The sequence below is a fragment of the Alteromonas nitratireducens genome, from assembly GCF_040812025.1.
Lineage (GTDB): Bacteria > Pseudomonadota > Gammaproteobacteria > Enterobacterales > Alteromonadaceae > Alteromonas > Alteromonas nitratireducens.
In genome coordinates this window covers 143,672-162,275 of the sequence record NZ_JBFNPK010000005.1, presented here as the reverse complement: position 1 = coordinate 162,275, position 18,604 = coordinate 143,672, and the positions used below count along the sequence as shown (strand labels likewise).

At 52.2% G+C, this 18,604-nt stretch carries 20 protein-coding genes and 1 pseudogene; 15 read left to right on the top strand and 6 right to left on the bottom strand.

Features of this window, described 5'->3' with window-relative positions; all coding sequences use genetic code 11:
* Positions 1–7 precede the first annotated feature (7 nt).
* The 8 genes from atpF to AB1N33_RS06760 all read left to right on the top strand — a co-directional run bounded on the left by atpF (position 8) and on the right by AB1N33_RS06760 (position 7,198).
* Complete coding sequence (atpF, locus tag AB1N33_RS06795) at positions 8–478, top strand: F0F1 ATP synthase subunit B (RefSeq protein ID WP_411270790.1); 471 nt, start codon at positions 8–10, stop codon at positions 476–478.
* Between the two features lie 15 nt (positions 479–493).
* Complete coding sequence (gene atpH, locus AB1N33_RS06790; protein ID WP_411270789.1) at positions 494–1,027, top strand: F0F1 ATP synthase subunit delta; 534 nt, start codon at positions 494–496, stop codon at positions 1,025–1,027.
* Between the two features lie 13 nt (positions 1,028–1,040).
* Entirely contained in the window at positions 1,041–2,582 is a 1,542-nt protein-coding gene (atpA, locus tag AB1N33_RS06785) for a F0F1 ATP synthase subunit alpha (protein ID WP_411270788.1), read from the top strand.
* A gap of 62 nt (positions 2,583–2,644) precedes the next feature.
* Entirely contained in the window at positions 2,645–3,505 is an 861-nt protein-coding gene (gene atpG, locus AB1N33_RS06780) for a F0F1 ATP synthase subunit gamma (protein ID WP_411270787.1), read from the top strand.
* Between the two features lie 33 nt (positions 3,506–3,538).
* Positions 3,539–4,924: a F0F1 ATP synthase subunit beta gene (gene atpD, locus AB1N33_RS06775; protein WP_411270786.1), complete on the top strand. Its 1,386-nt coding sequence runs from the start codon at positions 3,539–3,541 to the stop codon at positions 4,922–4,924.
* Between the two features lie 64 nt (positions 4,925–4,988).
* Positions 4,989–5,405, top strand: coding sequence for a F0F1 ATP synthase subunit epsilon (locus tag AB1N33_RS06770; RefSeq protein WP_411270785.1), 417 nt, complete (start codon positions 4,989–4,991; stop codon positions 5,403–5,405).
* Positions 5,406–5,575: 170 nt separating this feature from the next.
* Positions 5,576–6,544, top strand: a complete 969-nt coding sequence (locus AB1N33_RS06765; RefSeq protein WP_411270784.1) for a hypothetical protein — start codon at positions 5,576–5,578, stop codon at positions 6,542–6,544.
* A gap of 54 nt (positions 6,545–6,598) precedes the next feature.
* Positions 6,599–7,198, top strand: a complete 600-nt coding sequence (locus tag AB1N33_RS06760) for a glutathione S-transferase family protein (RefSeq protein ID WP_411270783.1) — start codon at positions 6,599–6,601, stop codon at positions 7,196–7,198.
* Here the strand turns inward: AB1N33_RS06760 and AB1N33_RS06755 are convergent.
* A complete protein-coding gene (locus AB1N33_RS06755) occupies positions 7,195–7,770 on the bottom strand; it encodes a tRNA-uridine aminocarboxypropyltransferase (protein WP_411270782.1) in 576 nt (191 codons plus the stop codon). The genes AB1N33_RS06760 and AB1N33_RS06755 overlap by 4 nt on opposite strands.
* Before the next feature lie 30 nt (positions 7,771–7,800).
* Here AB1N33_RS06755 and AB1N33_RS06750 point away from each other — a divergent pair, with 30 nt between their 5' ends.
* From AB1N33_RS06750 to AB1N33_RS06740, 3 genes are all read left to right on the top strand, one after another.
* On the top strand, positions 7,801–8,142 hold the full coding sequence (locus tag AB1N33_RS06750; protein ID WP_411270781.1) for an MGMT family protein: 342 nt from the start codon (positions 7,801–7,803) through the stop codon (positions 8,140–8,142).
* A gap of 61 nt (positions 8,143–8,203) precedes the next feature.
* Positions 8,204–9,406, top strand: a complete 1,203-nt coding sequence (locus tag AB1N33_RS06745) for a cyclic di-GMP phosphodiesterase (RefSeq protein WP_411270780.1) — start codon at positions 8,204–8,206, stop codon at positions 9,404–9,406.
* Between the two features lie 182 nt (positions 9,407–9,588).
* A complete protein-coding gene (locus tag AB1N33_RS06740) occupies positions 9,589–10,230 on the top strand; it encodes a YiaD family glycine zipper/OmpA-like lipoprotein (RefSeq protein ID WP_411270779.1) in 642 nt (213 codons plus the stop codon).
* 42 nt (positions 10,231–10,272) lie between these two features.
* Here AB1N33_RS06740 and AB1N33_RS06735 read toward each other — a convergent pair whose 3' ends face one another.
* The 3 genes from AB1N33_RS06735 to AB1N33_RS06725 form a co-directional block, all read right to left on the bottom strand.
* A complete protein-coding gene (locus tag AB1N33_RS06735; RefSeq protein ID WP_411270778.1) occupies positions 10,273–12,381 on the bottom strand; it encodes a TonB-dependent receptor family protein in 2,109 nt (702 codons plus the stop codon).
* Positions 12,382–12,484: 103 nt separating this feature from the next.
* Positions 12,485–12,994, bottom strand: coding sequence for a nuclear transport factor 2 family protein (locus AB1N33_RS06730; protein ID WP_411270777.1), 510 nt, complete (start codon positions 12,992–12,994; stop codon positions 12,485–12,487).
* Entirely contained in the window at positions 12,969–13,832 is an 864-nt protein-coding gene (locus tag AB1N33_RS06725; protein WP_411270776.1) for a YicC/YloC family endoribonuclease, read from the bottom strand. The genes AB1N33_RS06730 and AB1N33_RS06725 overlap by 26 nt, the downstream gene beginning before the upstream one ends.
* 182 nt (positions 13,833–14,014) lie before the next feature.
* On the opposite strand from AB1N33_RS06725, the gene AB1N33_RS06720 reads away from it, so the two are divergent.
* The 4 genes from AB1N33_RS06720 to tusA all read left to right on the top strand — a co-directional run bounded on the left by AB1N33_RS06720 (position 14,015) and on the right by tusA (position 17,729).
* Positions 14,015–15,964 (top strand): S9 family peptidase, encoded by a 1,950-nt coding sequence (locus AB1N33_RS06720; protein ID WP_411270775.1) that lies wholly within the window; start codon positions 14,015–14,017, stop codon positions 15,962–15,964.
* A gap of 147 nt (positions 15,965–16,111) precedes the next feature.
* The gene (gene rph / locus AB1N33_RS06715; protein WP_411270774.1) at positions 16,112–16,825 is read left to right on the top strand and encodes a ribonuclease PH; all 714 of its coding nucleotides are present in this window, start codon (positions 16,112–16,114) and stop codon (positions 16,823–16,825) included.
* Between the two features lie 9 nt (positions 16,826–16,834).
* Positions 16,835–17,476 carry an orotate phosphoribosyltransferase gene (gene pyrE / locus AB1N33_RS06710; protein ID WP_411270773.1) on the top strand — a complete coding sequence of 214 codons (642 nt, stop codon included), beginning with the start codon at positions 16,835–16,837 and terminating at the stop codon, positions 17,474–17,476.
* Positions 17,466–17,729 carry a sulfurtransferase TusA gene (tusA, locus tag AB1N33_RS06705; protein ID WP_411270772.1) on the top strand — a complete coding sequence of 88 codons (264 nt, stop codon included), beginning with the start codon at positions 17,466–17,468 and terminating at the stop codon, positions 17,727–17,729. Before pyrE ends, tusA begins: the two co-directional genes overlap by 11 nt.
* A gap of 1 nt (position 17,730) precedes the next feature.
* Here tusA and AB1N33_RS06700 read toward each other — a convergent pair whose 3' ends face one another.
* Together AB1N33_RS06700 and AB1N33_RS06695 are read right to left on the bottom strand one after the other, a co-directional pair.
* Positions 17,731–17,913 (bottom strand): hypothetical protein, encoded by a 183-nt coding sequence (locus tag AB1N33_RS06700; RefSeq protein WP_411270771.1) that lies wholly within the window; start codon positions 17,911–17,913, stop codon positions 17,731–17,733.
* A 98-nt stretch (positions 17,914–18,011) separates the two neighbouring features.
* Positions 18,012–18,602 (bottom strand): annotated as a pseudogene (locus AB1N33_RS06695) (YqaA family protein).
* Positions 18,603–18,604 lie beyond the last annotated feature (2 nt).

Genomic DNA, 18,604 nt, shown 5'->3' with positions numbered 1-18,604 from the left:
GGCGATTGTGAACTTCAATGCCACTTTTATAGGTCAATTGATCGCCTTCGTTGTTTTCGTGGTGTTCTGCATGAAATATGTGTGGCCACCGCTGATTGCAGCGATTGAAGAACGTCAGAAGAAAATCGCCGATGGGCTGGAAGCTTCTGAACGTGCTGAGAAAGATCTTGAGCTCGCACAGGCGAAAGCCACCGAGCAACTGAAAGATGCGAAAGCGCAAGCAGCTGAAATTATCGAGCAGGCCAAAAAGCGCGCCAACCAACTGGTTGACGAAGAAACGCAGAAAGGCCATGCGGAACGCGAGAAAATTATCGCGTCCGGTTATGCCGAGATTGAAGCTGAACGCAATCGTGCCAAAGAAGAACTGCGTAAGCAGGTTGCCGCTCTGGCGGTGGCTGGTGCACAGCAGATTCTTCAGCGCGAAATCGATGCCAATGCACAAAACGACATTGTTGAAAAACTTGTCGCTGAGCTTTAATAAAGGAGATGAGCCATGTCTGAACTGACAACCGTCGCTCGTCCCTATGCTAAAGCTGCTTTCGATTTTGCCGTCGAGCACAGCGCCGTAGACAAATGGCAGCACATGCTGACCTTCGCCGGCGCTGTCGCAAGCAATGAGGAAATCCATAACCTACTGACCGGTGCAATTGCCGCTGAGTCACTGGCTGAGATTTTCATCAAAGTTTGTGGTGAAGAACTCGATGAACATGGTCAGAACCTGATTAAGGTACTGGCTGAAAATAAACGTTTAGCCGCACTGCCCGCTATTTGCTCGTTGTTTGACGCCTTCAAGGCCGACTACGACAAAACAGTGGATGTCACAGTGACGTCAGCGTCAGCGCTGACCGACGCGCAGCAAAATGAACTGAGCAGCGCGCTGGAAAAACGTTTGGCACGTAAAGTGAAGCTTAATTGTAACGTGGATCCTGACCTGATTGCCGGCATGATTGTCAAAGCCGGTGACACAGTGATTGATGGTTCCGTGAAGTCGAAACTGAACCGTCTATCAGACGCGTTGCAAGCATAACGGGGATAAGAGCATGCAACTTAATTCCACTGAAATTGCAGAACTGATCAAAAAGAGAATTGAACAGTTCAATGTAACCAGTGAAGCACGCAACGAAGGTACCATTGTCGCAGTAACCGACGGTATTATTCGTATTCATGGCCTTGCAGATGTCATGCAGGGTGAGATGATTGAGCTTCCTGGCGGACGCTACGCAATTGCACTGAACCTCGAGCGTGACTCGGTTGGTGCGGTTGTAATGGGTCCTTACGCTGACCTGCAGGAAGGCGTAAAAGTACAATCTACAGGCCGTATTCTTGAAGTACCGGTTGGTCGTGCCCTGCTTGGTCGTGTTGTTAACACGCTGGGTGAGCCGATTGACGGTAAAGGCGCGATTGACGCGGACGGCTTTGAGCCGGTTGAGAAAATTGCCCCTGGCGTAATCGAGCGTCAGTCAGTTGATCAGCCAGTGCAGACCGGTTACAAGTCGGTTGATTCGATGATTCCAATCGGCCGTGGCCAGCGTGAGCTGATCATCGGTGACCGTCAGACCGGTAAAACCGCTATGGCTGTTGACGCCATCATCAACCAGAAAGGTACAGGCATTAAGTGTGTGTACGTAGCAGTTGGTCAGAAAGCGTCAACCATTTCTAACGTAGTACGTAAGCTGGAAGAGCACGGCGCAATGGAACATACCATTGTGGTTGCGGCTTCTGCGTCTGAATCTGCTGCACTGCAGTACCTGGCGCCTTACTCTGGCTGTACCATGGGTGAATACTTCCGTGACCGCGGTGAAGATGCCCTGATCGTGTACGATGACCTGTCTAAGCAGGCTGTTGCATACCGTCAGATTTCACTGCTGCTGCGTCGTCCGCCGGGCCGTGAAGCCTATCCTGGTGACGTATTCTACCTCCACTCACGCCTGCTTGAGCGTGCTGCCCGTGTAAACGAACAGTACGTTGAGAACTACACCAAAGGCGAAGTGAAAGGACAAACGGGTTCACTGACTGCACTGCCAATCATTGAAACTCAGGCAGGTGACGTTTCTGCGTTCGTTCCGACCAACGTAATTTCGATTACTGACGGTCAGATCTTCCTGGAAACTGACCTGTTTAACGCCGGTATCCGTCCAGCGGTTAACGCTGGTATCTCGGTATCGCGTGTTGGTGGTGCTGCACAGACCAAGATCATCAAAAAGCTGGGTGGTGGTATCCGTCTTGCGCTTGCACAGTATCGTGAACTGGCAGCGTTCTCGCAGTTTGCTTCTGACCTGGATGAAGCAACGCGTGAACAGCTTGAGCACGGTCAGACGGTAACCGAGCTGATGAAACAGAAACAGTATACGCCACTGTCTATTGCAGACATGGGTGTATCCCTGTTCGCAGTTGAAAAAGGCTTCCTGAAAGGTGTTGAGCTGAACAAGGTTCTCGACTTTGAATCAGCACTGCACGCTTACATGAACAGCGAACACGCTGACCTGATGAAGACTATCAACGAAACAGGTAATTACAACGACGAGATTGCTGCGCAACTGAACGACGCTCTGACGAAGTTCAAAGAAACGCAAACGTGGTAATCGATGGGCCGGCATTGTCTTAGACACTGCCGGCATCAACGTATGTAATTGGAGAGATAGTCATGGCCAGCGGTAAAGAAATAAAAGGTAAGATTGGGAGTATTAAAAATACTCAAAAGATTACCAGTGCGATGGAAATGGTTGCTGCGTCCAAAATGAAAAAGGCGCAGGAACGCATGGCTTCTGGCCGTCCGTACGCACAAAATATGCTTAAAGTGATTGGTCACATTGCCAACGGTAACCTCGAATACCGCCATCCTTATCTGGAAGAGCGTGAGGTAAAACGTGTTGGTTATATCGTGATTTCCACTGACCGGGGCTTATGTGGTGGTTTAAACACAAACGAGTTCAAACTGGTAACCCAGGACGTCAAAAAATGGCGCGACCAGGGTGTAGAAGTGGATTTCGCCGCACTGGGAGCGAAAGCATGTGCCTTCTTTAATCGTTTTGGCGGTAAGTTACTTGCTGCTGAATCGGGATTAGGTGATGCGCCTTCAGTGAGCGATGTGGTCGGGGTTGTTCGCGTTATGCTGAAAGCATACGACGAAGGTCAGCTGGATCGGGTTTTCCTGGTCTATAACGACTTTGTGAACACCATGACACAGTCACCGGTGATCAATCAGTTATTGCCTTTGCCAAAGTCAGAAGACGAAGACTATCAGCATCGCTGGGACTACATATACGAGCCAGACCCGAAAGAAATTCTCGAGTCACTGATGGTTCGTTACATTGAGTCTCAGGTGTACCAGGGTGTTGTAGAAAATGCGGCTGCAGAACAGGCAGCGCGAATGGTTGCCATGAAGGCAGCAACCGATAACGCCGGCAACCTTATTGATGAGTTGCAACTGGTTTACAACAAAGCACGTCAGGCCGCAATCACACAGGAAATCAGTGAGATTGTTGGTGGTGCCGCAGCGGTGTAGGCAAAGGTTTAAAAGAGATAACGAGGACAAATTATGAGTCAAGGTAAGGTCGTCCAAATCATTGGCGCCGTTGTGGACATCGAGTTTCCACAGGATGCGGTACCAAAAGTTTACGACGCACTGAAAGTTACCGAAGGTGACTTGGCCGGGTTGACCCTGGAAGTGCAACAGCAATTAGGTGGTGGCGTTGTTCGTGCCATTGCTCTGGGTACTACTGATGGTCTGCGTCGCGGTCTGACAGTAGAAAATACTGGTGAGCCTATTATGGTTCCGGTCGGTACAGCAACGCTGGGCCGTATCATGGACGTACTGGGTAACCCGATTGATGAAGCAGGCCCGATTGGTGAAGAAGAGCGTATGTCTATTCACCGTGAGGCGCCAAGCTATGAAGATCAGTCTAACGCCGTTGAGCTGCTGGAAACCGGCATCAAGGTTATCGACCTGATCTGCCCGTTCGCGAAGGGTGGTAAAGTTGGTCTGTTCGGTGGTGCCGGTGTTGGTAAAACCGTAAACATGATGGAGCTTATCCGTAACATCGCTATCGAGCACAGCGGTTATTCAGTATTCGCAGGTGTTGGTGAGCGTACTCGTGAGGGTAACGACTTCTATCACGAAATGAACGAATCAAACGTTCTGGATAAAGTATCTCTGGTTTATGGTCAGATGAACGAACCACCGGGTAACCGTCTGCGTGTTGCTCTGACCGGTCTGACCATGGCTGAGAAGTTCCGTGATGAAGGCCGTGACGTACTGTTCTTCGTCGATAACATTTATCGTTATACGCTGGCAGGTACCGAAGTATCGGCACTGCTTGGTCGTATGCCATCAGCGGTAGGTTATCAGCCTACTCTGGCTGAAGAGATGGGTGTACTTCAGGAACGTATTACCTCAACCAAGACAGGTTCTATCACGTCAATCCAGGCCGTATACGTACCTGCGGACGACCTGACTGACCCGTCACCAGCAACCACGTTTGCTCACCTTGATGCAACGGTTGTACTGTCACGTGATATCGCGTCTCTGGGTATCTACCCTGCGGTAGATCCACTGGACTCTACATCACGTCAGCTTGATCCGCTGGTAATTGGTCAGGAACACTATGACGTTGCACGTGGCGTGCAAACCGTGCTTCAGCGCTATAAAGAGCTGAAAGACATTATTGCTATCCTGGGTATGGACGAGCTGTCAGAAGACGATAAGCTGATCGTATCCCGTGCACGTAAGATCCAGCGCTTCCTGTCTCAGCCGTTCTTCGTTGCTGAAGTATTTACCGGTGCACCTGGTAAGTACGTATCGCTGAAAGACACCATTGGTGGCTTTAAAGCAATTCTGGACGGTGAGTACGATCACCTGCCAGAGCAGGCCTTCTACATGGTTGGCTCAATCGACGAAGCCGTGGAAAAAGCCAAGAAAGCGTAAGTGTGAAGCGGCTGGTGTAACGCCAGCCTTTTCCCTCGCTTAGGTACCTAATCAGGAGGTTCTTATGGCAGCAATGACAGTACATCTGGATGTGGTAAGCGCAGAGAAGCAGATCTTCTCTGGTCGCGTAGAGCATATTCAGGTGACGGGCAGCGAAGGTGAACTGGGTATCTACCCGGGCCACGCGCCACTTATCTCTGCTATCAAGCCTGGTATGGTGCGTTTGGTAAAACAGTTTGGTGACGAAGAGTTAATCTATGTTGCTGGCGGACTTTTAGAAGTTCAGCCTGGCACCGTTACCGTGCTGGCTGATACGGCAGTCAGGGCAGATGACCTTGACGAGCAGGCCGCGGAAGAAGCCAAACGTCGTGCCGAAGAGCACATCGCCAATCCAGGCGCTGACTTTAACTATGCTGAAGCCGCTCAGGAGCTGGCCGAAGCAATTGCCCAGCTTCGTCTTATTAAAAAGCTGCGCGGTTAAGCGTCAGATAGCCACGAAAAAGCCCGCCTTCAGGCGGGTTTTTTATTGCAATGACAGACTTTGTTACAACTCTCTTTCCCACGCCTCCTTCGGCCGGCTTGGTTTTCTGATAGTGTCACACTACACTCGGTAACATTATCGGCCTGATTCAGACGATTACACGACGCACTATGCTCGATAACAAAACATCGATGAGTATCAGTAACTACAACGGTCGCCTGACCCCCGGGAATATCTGGCTGTTCCCCGTTTGTTTTATGCTGCTGGCGTTCTGCTTTCACCTGTGGACAGATGCTATTCGCTGGCCAGTCGAAAATGAAGCTCAACAGCGCGACATGAATACTGCTATCGCGATGACGCTGCTGACCGGCGTCTTCTGGGCCGGCGTGCGGGCAGTTCACCAGAACATTGCGAGTACGCTGCTACATATTCTGACGCTACAAAAACAGAGCGGGGAATTTGAGCATCACCGAATAACCTTAAGCCGAAAATTTGTTTCTCAACTGCTGGTGGTGGGATTTATCGCGCCGTTGATGCCGTTGTTTTACATCATCAGCGAAGGCCTGTTTACCCGTATGGACGAGGCGGCCGTTTTTGGCATAACACTGGTGGCAATTCCTTTCTGGCTGTTTTTTCTTTTATTTATTACACAGGTGACCACCAATACAAACTACGTCTTTTCTGTGGCATTTAAAGGCAGTCGTCAGGCCCCCGAAGACGTGCCGATATACAACGCGGTATTCGATATGGCACTGAGAAACACGCACTTTGCGTTGATTGTCATCGCGATTATTCCGATATTCTGGTTCAACCGCACTATCACCCCCCTCGACTCTATGCTGGTGGTGATGACCGCTGGCGTGCTGGTGCTTTATCTGTTTATTCCGGTAATCCGTAGTTACGTTAAAATACGGGCGCTGGGACGCCTGGCACGCGCCGCCATCGATGAAAAAGTCAATACCCTGATCCGCCATGAGGGACAGGGTTTTAGCGCTTCCAAACGGCTTGAGTTGCTGCAGTGTCAGCGTGAGCAGACTAAACACGTGATAAAGCGACGGCAGAAGCGCACCTTAGTATTCAGCCTCAGTCTGTTGCCACTGTCATTGTTTTTGATTTTCCTGCTTGAAAAGCTTGGTTAATTGGCAAACTGCCGGTAACGTTCAGAAACGACACTCTCACAGTGGAACCTGACAATGCGGATATACGGCGACCGGCGCTCCGGTAACTGTTACAAGCTGGTACTACTGCTGCATCTGTTGCAGCGTGAGTATGAGTGGACAGACGTCGACATCATGAAGGGCGAAACCCAGAACCCGGCGTTCCTGGCGCTGTCAGCAAACGGCAAGATACCCATTATTGAGCTGCCCGACGGCCGGGTACTCGCTGAATCTAACGCGATCCTCTATTTCCTCGACGACAAGGCCATATTTACCCCGGCATCGCGGTATGATTTTGCCAAAATGCTGGAGTGGCAGAACTTCGAACAATACAGTCATGAACCGGCTATAGCGGTAGCCCGTTTTATCAAAGTTTACCTCGGGCTGCCGGCGTCCCGCCGAGATGAATATGAAAAGAAAGTTGCCGCGGGTTACCGGGCACTGGAAGTGATGGAGCAGCATCTTACCAGCCATCGTTTCTTCGTCTCGGACCGCCCCACACTTGCCGATATTTCGCTATTTGCCTATACCAGCGTGGCGCATGAGGGAGGCTTTGATTTGGCTGCCTTTCCTGCTGTACGTCACTGGCTGGAACGTATCTCGGCGCTTCCTGGCTTTGTCCCGCTTGGTCATTAACGACGGTGTGCAGCGGGGCCCTGCCAGTTCTTTATCATGGCGTTCTGTAGCTGTATCAGTGGTGCCGTATCCACGGAGAAAAGCTGCTCAAGGCTGTAGGCAACCGCCTCCAGCGTAGACAGGCTGTCGTCGCGTGCCGTATGACGGATGCTGTACTGTGAGGAAGGTGCGGTTGTAAAGTGATAGCCAGGCAGGGCCGCCAGCCATGGATGCTGCTGAAAAATGGCATAGGCCTGTCGCCAGCTGCCATCGATGAGGACCAGATGAGTAAGCTGGCGGGATGTTTCATGTGAAACGCTTTCAATAGGACGACTGTCGTCCGACGGATAAATCAGTACACTGTTACCAGCGGTCAGTTGCCCGGCGAATTCGGCTAACGTCTCGCTGTCGTCGCTGGCAATAAGGTGAGCCTGCGGTAAAGCAAGGGGCAGAAGCCGTGCGGTATTTTTCGCGTGCTGCTGCTCTTTAGGGTGTTGAATGACCACAATGTCTATCGGGCTGTGCTGCGGCAGGACGGCATCACAGACACAGGTAGAAAGCGGGTATTCACAATGTGAACAATAACGTCGCATAGGCACTTAACTCGTTAAAACAGGAGCAGTATGCCCAAGCAGGACCCCTGTTATCAAATAAAACAAACACTGAAACTGGTACCTGCAGGCCATGTGGTGGGGTACGGACAACTGGCCGATTACGCCGGGTTGCCCGGCCGCGCACGTCTGGTTGGGCGGTGCCTAAGGCAAGCCGGTGAGCCTGATCTTCCCTGGCACCGGGTCGTGCGTGCTAACGGTCAGATTGCCTTTGCCCCAGGCAGTAATGCGGCCGAAGAACAGCGAGCGCGTCTGACCGCAGAAGGTGTGGTCGTGATGCACTATCGTGTAGCAATGTCACGCTTTGCCTGGCAGCCCCGTCTGGATGAATTGTTGGGCGTACTACGTTACTAAACTATTTGCCTGCCGGGATATTTTTGGGTAGCTTAGCCTGAGTAGTTTAGGTTTAATTAATATGACGGACACTTCACTTAAAGTCATCACCATTGATGAACTCGAACCCGGTATGTATGTTCAGGAGATCCTTGAGCAGTCGGGTCAGCTCAAGGTGAAAAGCAAAGGACGCGTTACCCGACAGGCTATCGTTGCCGGATTAAAAGCCAAAGGGGTGAAATCCGTAGTGATTGACCCCTCCAGGGCGTTTGTCCCTGACGAAGAGCCCGCCCCGGTTGTCGCTCAGGCTGAACCTGCTCAGGCAGAGCCTGAAGAGCCAAGCCCGCCACTTGAAGAAGAGCTTACGCGCGCGAAAAAACTGCATTCGCAGGGCAAGAATATTCAGAAACAACTGCTTCGGGCGGTACAAAATGGCCTGCCATTTGATGACACTATTCCCCGTGAGTTTTCGCAGAATCTGGTGGCTTCGATTGATCGCAATCCTGATGCCCTGCTCTGCCTGACTAAAATTCGGGAAAAAGACGACTATCTGCTGGAACATTCACTGAATGTAGCTATTTTATTGGCGAATTTCGGGCGTCATCTCGGAATGAGTGACCAGGAGGTCGAAGATCTCGCCTATTCCGGTTTTTTACATGATATCGGCAAAATTCAGATCCCGGATGAAATTCTGCATAAGCCGGGCCGGCTGACGGATGAAGAGATGCAGGTCATGAAAGACCACGTCAGACATGGTGTCGAATTTCTTAAAGAGATGGACATTGATGCCGCGCTGGTCAGAACTGTAAGCGAGCACCATGAACGTCTGGATGGTCTGGGTTATCCGGCAGGCGTTAAGGGCGATAATATCAGCCGACAGGGCCGTATGCTGGCGGTTGCTGACATGTATGACGCGCTGACCGCAGATCGTTGTTACAAGGCCGGTATGCCCAGTCAGAAAGCGTTTGCCATTCTGATGGCCGACAGCCCCGAACGGCTCGATAAAGAACTCGTTCAGCAGTTTATTAAGTGCATGGGGGTTTATCCTGTCGGTAGCCTGGTGCTGCTTAATAATGAGCGTCTGGCGATGGTGATTGAACAGACCGCATCTGCGCTTGCACCGATCGTTCGCGTATTTTATTCGGTGAGAAACGGGCACTTTCTGGAGCCCAAAGACGTCGATTTGTCGTCAGACACTGCGCTTCGTATCGTCAAAGCGGCACTGGGCAGTGATTACCGCATCGATGTTAACGCCTTCTTCAACCGCGCGGTGGCGGTAGCGTAACCTGTCTCTTTTTGGCAACATGCCAGTGGTTCCACTGGCATCCATTTCCCGCACAAAAACGCTGGCTGTTTAACTTACGTTCAGCTTTGCTGGACTATGCTAAGGATAGTGTTATCAATGCGATGACATGGAATGACAATTGCTGGTCGTGGTGAACAACTCGTAGGAATAAAGAGGTATTTATGAAATCAACATTACTCGTCGGCGCGCTTGCTTCTGCCCTGGTACTGGGCGGCTGCGCAAATAACCCGTCCAACACACAAAAAGGCGTTGCTATTGGCGCGGTAGTGGGAGCGATTCTGGGTAAGGCAACCGGCGATCATGATAAGAGTCGCTACGTCTGGGGTGCCGCGGTCGGTGCCATTGCGGGTGGTGCCATTGGCAGTTACATGGACAAACAGGAAGAAGCGCTGCGCGAAGAACTGGCCGATACCGGTGTGGATATTGTCCGCGAGGGCGACAATCTGCGTCTGATCATGCCGGGCGACATTACCTTTGCCACCGACAGCGCAGCCGTCAGCCCGAATTTCAACCCGGTGCTTAACGATGTGGCGACCGTTGTGAACCGATATGAAAAGACCATCCTGATGATCAAAGGACACACGGATGATACCGGCAGTGAGCAGTACAACCAGGCACTGTCAGAGCGCCGTGCCAAAGCCGTTGAGAGTGTGCTTATCACTTACAGTGTGAATCCACAGCGCATTACGTCTGTGGGGATGGGTGAATACCAGCCCAAGGTGCCAAATGACACGCCGGCCAACCGGCAAATGAACCGTCGGGTGGAGCTTGAGATCCAGCCTATTCGTGAAAGCGATGTCTGAATCAAAACGTAAAAAAAGGGCATCCTGTGATGCCCTTTTTTATTACCAGTCGTAATTCAGGCTAATCATTATCCGGCGGGGTAATCCCGGAAAATAACGGTCACCGGTAAAGCCCGTAAAGTCAGCGCGTTCTGCATAGCGGGTATCGGTCAGGTTCAGAACCCTCGCGTACACGGTCAGTGCATCGGTCAGACTGGCTGAGGTGCGCAGGTTGAAGACATCGTGGCCGGCATAGCGATGCAGGTTTTCAGGATCCGTGTAGTAGTTACCCACATGCTGCCATTCCAGTTCAGCCCGTGAGGTGCTGGTGATGTTCCAGCCGACACGCAGATTGGCAAGGTTACGCGGGGCCGTGTCAATATCATTGCCACGAATGTTGATACCGTTCAGCACGTCGTCATAGTCGTAGGTATGCCTGGCGTGGGTAGCGGCAACGGTGAGATCCCAGGCCGCTGACATCTGGTAGCGGGCTTCCACCTCAATGCCGCGATGGCGGCTCTTGCCGTTGTCTACATTGAAAAAGTCACTGTCACGGAAAATCACATTGTCTTTATACATGCTGTACAGGGCAATGCCGTAACGCAGCGCCGCATGGTGTCCTTTCAGGCCAATCTCCAGGTTGGTCGCTTTCTCACTGTCTAAGTCCGCCACCTGCTGTTCGCGTTGCAGACGATATAATTCGGTGGCCTGTGGCGCCCGGTACCCCTTTGAAAGATTGGCATAGAGACGGGTCGAGGCTGAATAGCGGTAAGACACACCCAGCTTGGGACTCAGGTTATGGTAACGATTTTCACCGCTCGGCGGTCTGGAATAGCGACAGCCCCCAAAACCACATGCCGAACCGTCATCGCGGGTGCGACCGTCCAGCATATTATTGGTGTAGTCATAGTGCATGGTCTCATAACGTGCACCGACGGTGACCGTCCAGGCCGACTGCTGCCAGGCAAGTGATGCAAAGGGCGCAATCTGTGTTGCATCGACATCGTAATCATACTGCAACCCCTGTGGCACCGTCTCGGCAAGGAAGGCTGACCCGCTGACCGGGTTTTCCTGAAACTGCCGAAGACCGCCACGGGTCATTTCTGCATCCAGCCCCACCTCAAGTTGCCAGTGTTGTGACAACTGCTGTTGGTATTGCGACTGAATCCCTACCCCGTGCTGGTCATTGGTTTCCAGCGGGGTACCGGGTAAAAAGTGCATCAGAAAGGTCATATCCTGATTGCGATAATATGGCGTGACCGACAGCTGCTGGGTGTCGCTCAGCGTCCACGCAATGTTGCTCCACAGTCGCAGCGCACGGTTTTTCCTGAAGGCCTCCGGGTTTTCGTTACCCTGTGCAAGCTGTTCATCTTTATAGCTCTCAAAGCCGGTAATATAGCCCGCGGTATCCTGATCAAGGTGTGTATAGGTGAGCCCGCTGGTTACCGACACATTGTCAGCGTCATAGCGGTAACGCAGATTCACCTTTTCCTGATCAACGCCCTCATCCACGCGGTAACCGTTGTCGCGGGTGATACTGGCATTGATGCCGATCCCCTGGTTGCCAAAATCTTTGCCCTGGCGGAACTTTGCCCGGGTGTACCCGTACGATCCATAGTCAATGCCGGCAAAGCCGCTGTCGCGGGTGGTGTCAGGCGTTACCACATTAATCACACCATGGACGGCGTTTGAGCCATAAAGTACCGTGCCGGGGCCTTTCAGAACGTCTATCCGCTGGGCCATTTCACTATGGGCTTCAAACAGTTCGTTAATGTTACAGAAGCCGGCAGCCCGCAGCGGGATCCCGTCTTCTGCTGTCAGCAAGCCGCCACAGGCACCAGCGCCGGTGAACACCTGTGAACGTAACGCGGGTAAATATTCCTGCCCGTTACCCCGCTGCACGCCGGCGCCGGCAATAAACTTCAGGACTTCTTCAATGTGTGCCGGTGATACACGAACAATGTCGTCTTCGTCAATCTCACTGATAGTCAGCGGTATGCTGGTGGCGGACGCCTCAAGCCGGGATCCTATAGTGGTAATACGCTCAATGTCGCTGACATCGGATTGTGCTGTTGCTGAACCGGACAGGCAGGCATACAGACTGATGCTGCTTATCGCCGTGATGAGTGAAAGTGAAGAACAACGAAGATGGCGGTCATCACGCAATGTCATGGAGTCCTCTTTACTACGGAGCGGGCCTGTCGCTTGCGGCAGACAGACACAGAGTGAACAGATGGTTTAGCGGTATTATACGGATGAATGTGCGATCAGGACGTCACGGCATCGCATTTCTATAGGCATTAATCTCAGCGCTGATATCGCGCGCCAGCGCATTAGGAATGGGAATGGTCAGATGATACTGCACCAGCTTCCAGTTACCCTGCTGACGCAGCAGGACACCGGTACCCCGGGTTATTCCGTAGGTAGCATGTTCGAGCACTTCATCAAACCAGGCTGTGAGTCCGTCGTCAGAAAAGTAGATGTGCCGGGTTTTCGGATGGTATGTCCAGCCTTTGCCCTGCTCAAAATACGGCATCGCGTAGGCTTTAAATTCCTCTACCGACCACACCTCACTGACATCAGTACCGATGAAGGTGGCATTCTTCGCAAACAGCGAAAAATACTGGCTTGCGTCAGCCCTGGCAGCGGCCTCATGCAGCGTATCCAGCACCTGACCGACTTGCTCTGACTGTGCCTGCGCGGGCATTCCGGCCAGACAGGCTAACGCCACCAGCACCCGGCATACGCCGGACAAAGGATTACTCAATATTCTGAATTTGTTCACGCATTTGCTCTATGAGTACTTTAAGCTCCACCGCTGACTGGGTGATCTCCGGGTTAATCGACTTTGACCCCAGCGTATTCGACTCGCGATTAAACTCCTGCATCATGAAATCCAGCCGACGTCCGCACGCGCCACCTTTATTGAGGATGTTACGGGTTTCTTTGACGTGGGTGGTCAGACGGTCCAGTTCTTCCGCCACGTCCACCTTTTGTGCCAGCAAAATCATTTCCTGCTCGAAGCGACCCGGATCCAGTTCAACCCTGGCTTCTTCAAAGCGAGCCTGAATTTTCTCTCGTTGCCAGGTGAGCACGTCCGGCATCAGCGCGGAGACTTTGTCTACTTCGGCCACGATGGCGTCAAGGCGCTGCTCAATCAGTGTTTTCAGTGATGCCCCTTCGCTGGCGCGGGCACTGATGAAATCGGTCAGTGCTTTATCAAAAGCCTCCAGCATGTCGGCCTGGATCGCATCCATATCGGTTTCTTCGGCAGCAATGACCCCCGGCCAGCGCAATACATCCAGCGGGTTCACGCCGGTAGACTGGCCATGCGACTGAACCCAGTCAGCGGCATGCAAAACCTGCTTAGCCAGTGCTTCATTCAGGTTCAGTTTGGTCACCGCGCCTTCATTGGTGGTAAAGCGCAGCGCACATTCCACTTTGCCCCGGGTCAGCCGCTTTTTAAACCGCTCGCGTAATACCGGCTCAAGCGCACGGAACTGCTCTGGCAGGCGGAAATAGGTTTCCAAAAAGCGCTGGTTAACTGACCTGACTTCCCAGGTGACGGTGCCCCATTGGTGTTTTTCTTCGTGGCGGGCAAAGGCTGTCATGCTATGGATCATGTGCGTTTCCGAATTAACTGACTGGACGGTTAAGACTACCATAACCTGGCTAACAGTGTGCATGGGAGACGAAAAAACTCGTGCTGTCGCACAGTAGTGGTTTTTTCTGTTTATTTTATGATTTAATGCTATCGGGACATGGAGCCCACACCAATAATGAAAAATGTTATAGGGATATAATAATGATGCGCGCTGCATTTATTGTACTTTTCTTGTTTGTTAGTCACTGCGTTAACGCAGATGTCGCTCTCAATCCTGCCGATCTGGCAAAAACCAGCCTTTATAGTGAAGCCAAACTGTCACCTGACGGTAAGAAACTGGCGGTTGGTGTGATGGTTGAAGGTGTCCGTAAACTGGTCATTTTCGATGTAAATACCTTTAAAAATATCGGTGGCGTCAGTCTGGGCGACAGAAATGAAGTCGGCAATTACTACTGGGCGACCAATGAACGTCTGGTAATGGAAATGCTGGTCCGGCGTCCATGGAAAGAAGAACCGGAAGATTATGGCGAGCTGTTTGCTGTCGACTATGATGGCGGGCGCCCTGAGATTATCTATGGCGCCAGGGCTGGCCGGGACGAAATGCAAACGGGGTCACTGACGAAAAAGACCGTTGCAGAGTATGGCTGGGGCGACATTATTCACGTTCTGCCTGATGATCCTGATCATATCCTGATTTCCTCTACGCCCATGAGCGAAGATCATTCGAACCTTCCGCGCGTTCATCGTCTGAATATTTATAACGGCCGCATGTCGCGCAAAATTACTACGGCCCCTATTCAGGACGCCGCTTTTATTACCGACCGTGCCGGCGAGCTTAAAATGGCAACCGGTGAAGATGAGAATAACCAGCAACGTACCTATCGCTATACTGGTGATACCTGGGAAGAAGTGTCTGCTGACTTCGGCAGCCGTTTTTCGCCACTGGCGTTAAATGATGACGAGACCAGGTTATATTTCCTCGATAACAAAGACAGTGACAAGCTTGGCCTGTATACGCTCGATTTGACCTCCGGCGAACGTAAGGAAATTTACACCGACAAAAATGTCGATATTTCCGGTATCAACTTCACGCCGGATAAGAGCTCGGTGTATGCACTGCGGGTGGATGACGGCTATCCGTCGTACATGATGTTCAATGACAGTGGCAAAGAAGCCGGGCTGTTCAAAGCGCTCCTGTCGACCTTTGAAGGATATCGGGTCAGTCTGACGAGCAGCTCAGATGACGGTGACAAGTGGATTGTGTATGTCAGCAACGACATTGATGCCGGCAGCTTCTACCTGTTTGACAGTAAAAAGCAGCACCTGACACAACTGTTTGCCAATCTGCAGCACCTTGATATCAACCTGATGGCTGAGTCCGTGCCGGTGAGCTTTGAAGCGCGTGATGGCATGATGATTCATGGTTATATCACCTATCCGGTTGATATGACTGAAACTGACAAAGTGCCGCTGGTGACGCTGGTACACGGTGGTCCGCACGGTCAGCGTGACTACTGGTTGTTTGATCGTGAGGTGCAACTGCTGGCATCACAGGGCTACGCCGTACTGCGCGTGAATTACCGCGGCTCTGCAGGCTACGGTGATAATTACCAGCGTGCCGGTTATCAGCACTGGGGCGATACCATGCAGTTCGACGTGATCGATGGCACGCGCTGGGCGGCCGCTCAGCCAAACATCGACGCTGATAAGGTTTGCATCATGGGTGGCAGCTACGGTGGCTATGCCTCGGTCATGTCTGCCACACTGGCCCCTGACCTGTACAAATGCGTCATTGCCAATGTCGGCGTGTATGACCTGGCGCTGATGAAGCGTCTTGGTGACATTCCTGACATGCTGTATGGGCCGGCGTATCTGAACAAGGTGCTGGGTGACGATGATGAACGCCTGAATGCGTTTTCACCGGTAAACCGCGTAAGCAGTCTCAAGGCGCCGGTACTGATAGCCCATGGTAAGCAGGATCGCCGGGTGCCTTTTGAGCAGGCACAGCGACTGGAGCAGGCGCTCCAGGCCGCAGACAAACGGTATGAAACCTTTTACAAGGAAACCGAATCTCACGGTTTTCGGGATGAAGCTAATCGTGCGGCCTATTATGATCGGGTTGCCAGCTTCCTGTCTGCGCATCTGAAGTAACCTTTCTTTCTCTGCTGCAATCTGGCTATCAGGCCGGTTGCAGCAGGCTATTTTCACACATTCCCTTCTACCCGTCCTGTCTGGTGCGTTATACTTGCCGCTGAACTGCAGGCAAATACTGTCCAAACCAACTTTCAGGAGATTACTATGCGTCCAAGCGGCAGAACCGCAAGCCAGATCCGTCCGGTCACCCTAACCCGTCAATACACCTGTCATGCAGAAGGGTCCGTACTGGTTGAATTCGGCAATACCAAGGTGCTGTGTAATGCGACAGTAGAAGAAGGCGTGCCACGTTTTATGAAAGGCCAGGGTAAAGGCTGGATCACGGCGGAATACAGCATGCTTCCGCGTTCTACCCACACCCGCAGCGCGCGCGAAGCAGCGCGGGGCAAGCAGGGCGGACGTACGCTTGAAATTCAGCGTCTTATCGCGCGCTCACTGCGTGCGGCAGTTGACCTGAAATTATTGGGTGAAAACACCATTACGCTGGACTGTGATGTGCTGCAGGCGGATGGCGGTACGCGCACGGCGTCAATTACCGGAGCCTGTGTCGCGCTGGTAGATGCGCTGACACACATGCGCAGCAAGGGCATGATCAAAGCAAATCCGCTGAAACATATGATTGCCGCGCTGTCGGTAGGTATTTACAAAGGTACGCCGATTGCTGACCTGGAATACCTTGAAGATTCGGACGCCGAGACTGACATGAACATCGTGATGACCGAAACCGGCCACCTGATTGAAGTGCAGGGTACGGCAGAGGGTGAACCGTTCTCGTTTGATGAAATGCAGGAAATGCTGGAACTCGGCAAACACGGCCTGCGCGAGCTGTTTGATATCCAGAAAGCCGCACTGGCATAAGGAGCAGACATGAAAGCGTACCAACGCGAGTTTATCGAATTTGCGATTGCACGGGGTGTACTGAAATTTGGCGAATTCACCCTGAAATCAGGACGTAAGAGCCCGTACTTTTTCAATGCCGGCTTGTTTAACACAGGGGCTGATCTGGCCAAACTCGGCCGTTTTTATGCCAGTGCTCTGGCTGATGCTGGCGTGGCATTCGACGTCTTATTCGGTCCGGCATACAAAGGGATCCCGATTGCCACGACAACGGCAGTGGCGCTGGCGGATCATCACAACAGAGACGTGCCCTACTGCTTCAACCGCAAAGAAGCCAAAACGCATGGTGAGGGGGGCAACCTGGTAGGCAGCCCGCTTACCGGTAACGTGATGCTGGTGGATGATGTAATCACCGCAGGCACAGCCATCCGAGAGTCAATGCAGCTGATTGAAAGTAACGGCGCAACGTTGTCCGGAGTACTGATTGCGCTTGACCGACAGGAGCGGGGCCAGGGCGAATTGTCGGCCATTCAGGAAGTTGAGCGGGATTTTTCGACCACCGTGATTGCCATTGTGACATTAACGGATGTGCTTACCTATCTGGAGGAGCAAGGCGAACATCAGGACGCGATAGACGCAATTCGTGCATATCGTGAGCAATATGGCATCTGACACGTCGTTTACCGAGGCCTACGATAACGCCTCCCAGCATCTCGACGCGACGGGGCTGCGCTGTCCGGAGCCTGTGATGATGGTGCGCCTGGCGATTCGTAAAATGGACGATGGCGATACGCTGAGTATCGCCGCCGATGACCCGTCAACCGAACGTGACATCCCGGCGTTCTGTCGGTTTATGGAGCATACCCTGGTGGCGTCGCAGACAGACCACCTGCCCTATCAGTTCGTTATTCAGAAAGGTCGCTGAGTCAGGCCTTACACTTACACAGGGCCTGCATCAGCAGTGTTTGCAGCTGCTTCTTGGTTTCTGCACAGTCACACTGAATGTCGCTGACATGCAGCATTTCACTGGCCAGCGTTTTTCTGAGTGCTGAGCGTCGTACATTTACCCAGATATAGTCAGAGCCATGGGCATGTTGCTTTTGCTGCATAACGGCCTCCCTGATGTCGGTTGTGTGAGTCACTGGAAGAGATAAAGTACATTCTCATCATCACAATAGTGAAAATGAGAATTATTATCAATAAAGTGCTAGATGGTCAACATATTACTCAGCCACCACAACATCACAACCAGCGCGGTCACAGCAAATACGACGCGGCTACGATAACGTTTTATCAGTGCTTCTGCGCGATTACCCGCCAGCCAGACCACCAGCGCCAGCCCGAAATAACAAATTGCACGCGCGATGACCGTGGCGATAACAAACAAACCAAGGGAATATTTTGTGGCGCCGGCTGCCAGCATAGCCACCTGAAACGGAATGGGGGCAATACCCAGCGTGATGACAAACCAAAAGCCCTGGGTTTCCATGCTGTGCCTGACCTGTTCATACTGTGCGTCAGAGAAAAACGTGCTTATCAGCCAGTCACCAACAAGATCAAACAGGTACTAGCCAAACGCATAGCCAAAAACCGCCCCCAGCAGGCACCCGAGTGTTGCCATTAGCGCGAGTTGCCACAGCACATCCCGGCGAGCCTGCATTAACGGGATAAGGACGGCTTCAAGGGGAACCGGGACAATCGTCGATTCAAGAAATGAGGCCAGCGTGAGGCCAGAGAGCATGTGATCTGACGCGACCCACCGCCTGGTGGAACGCGTCAGCTTTTTGCGGAGGGACACAG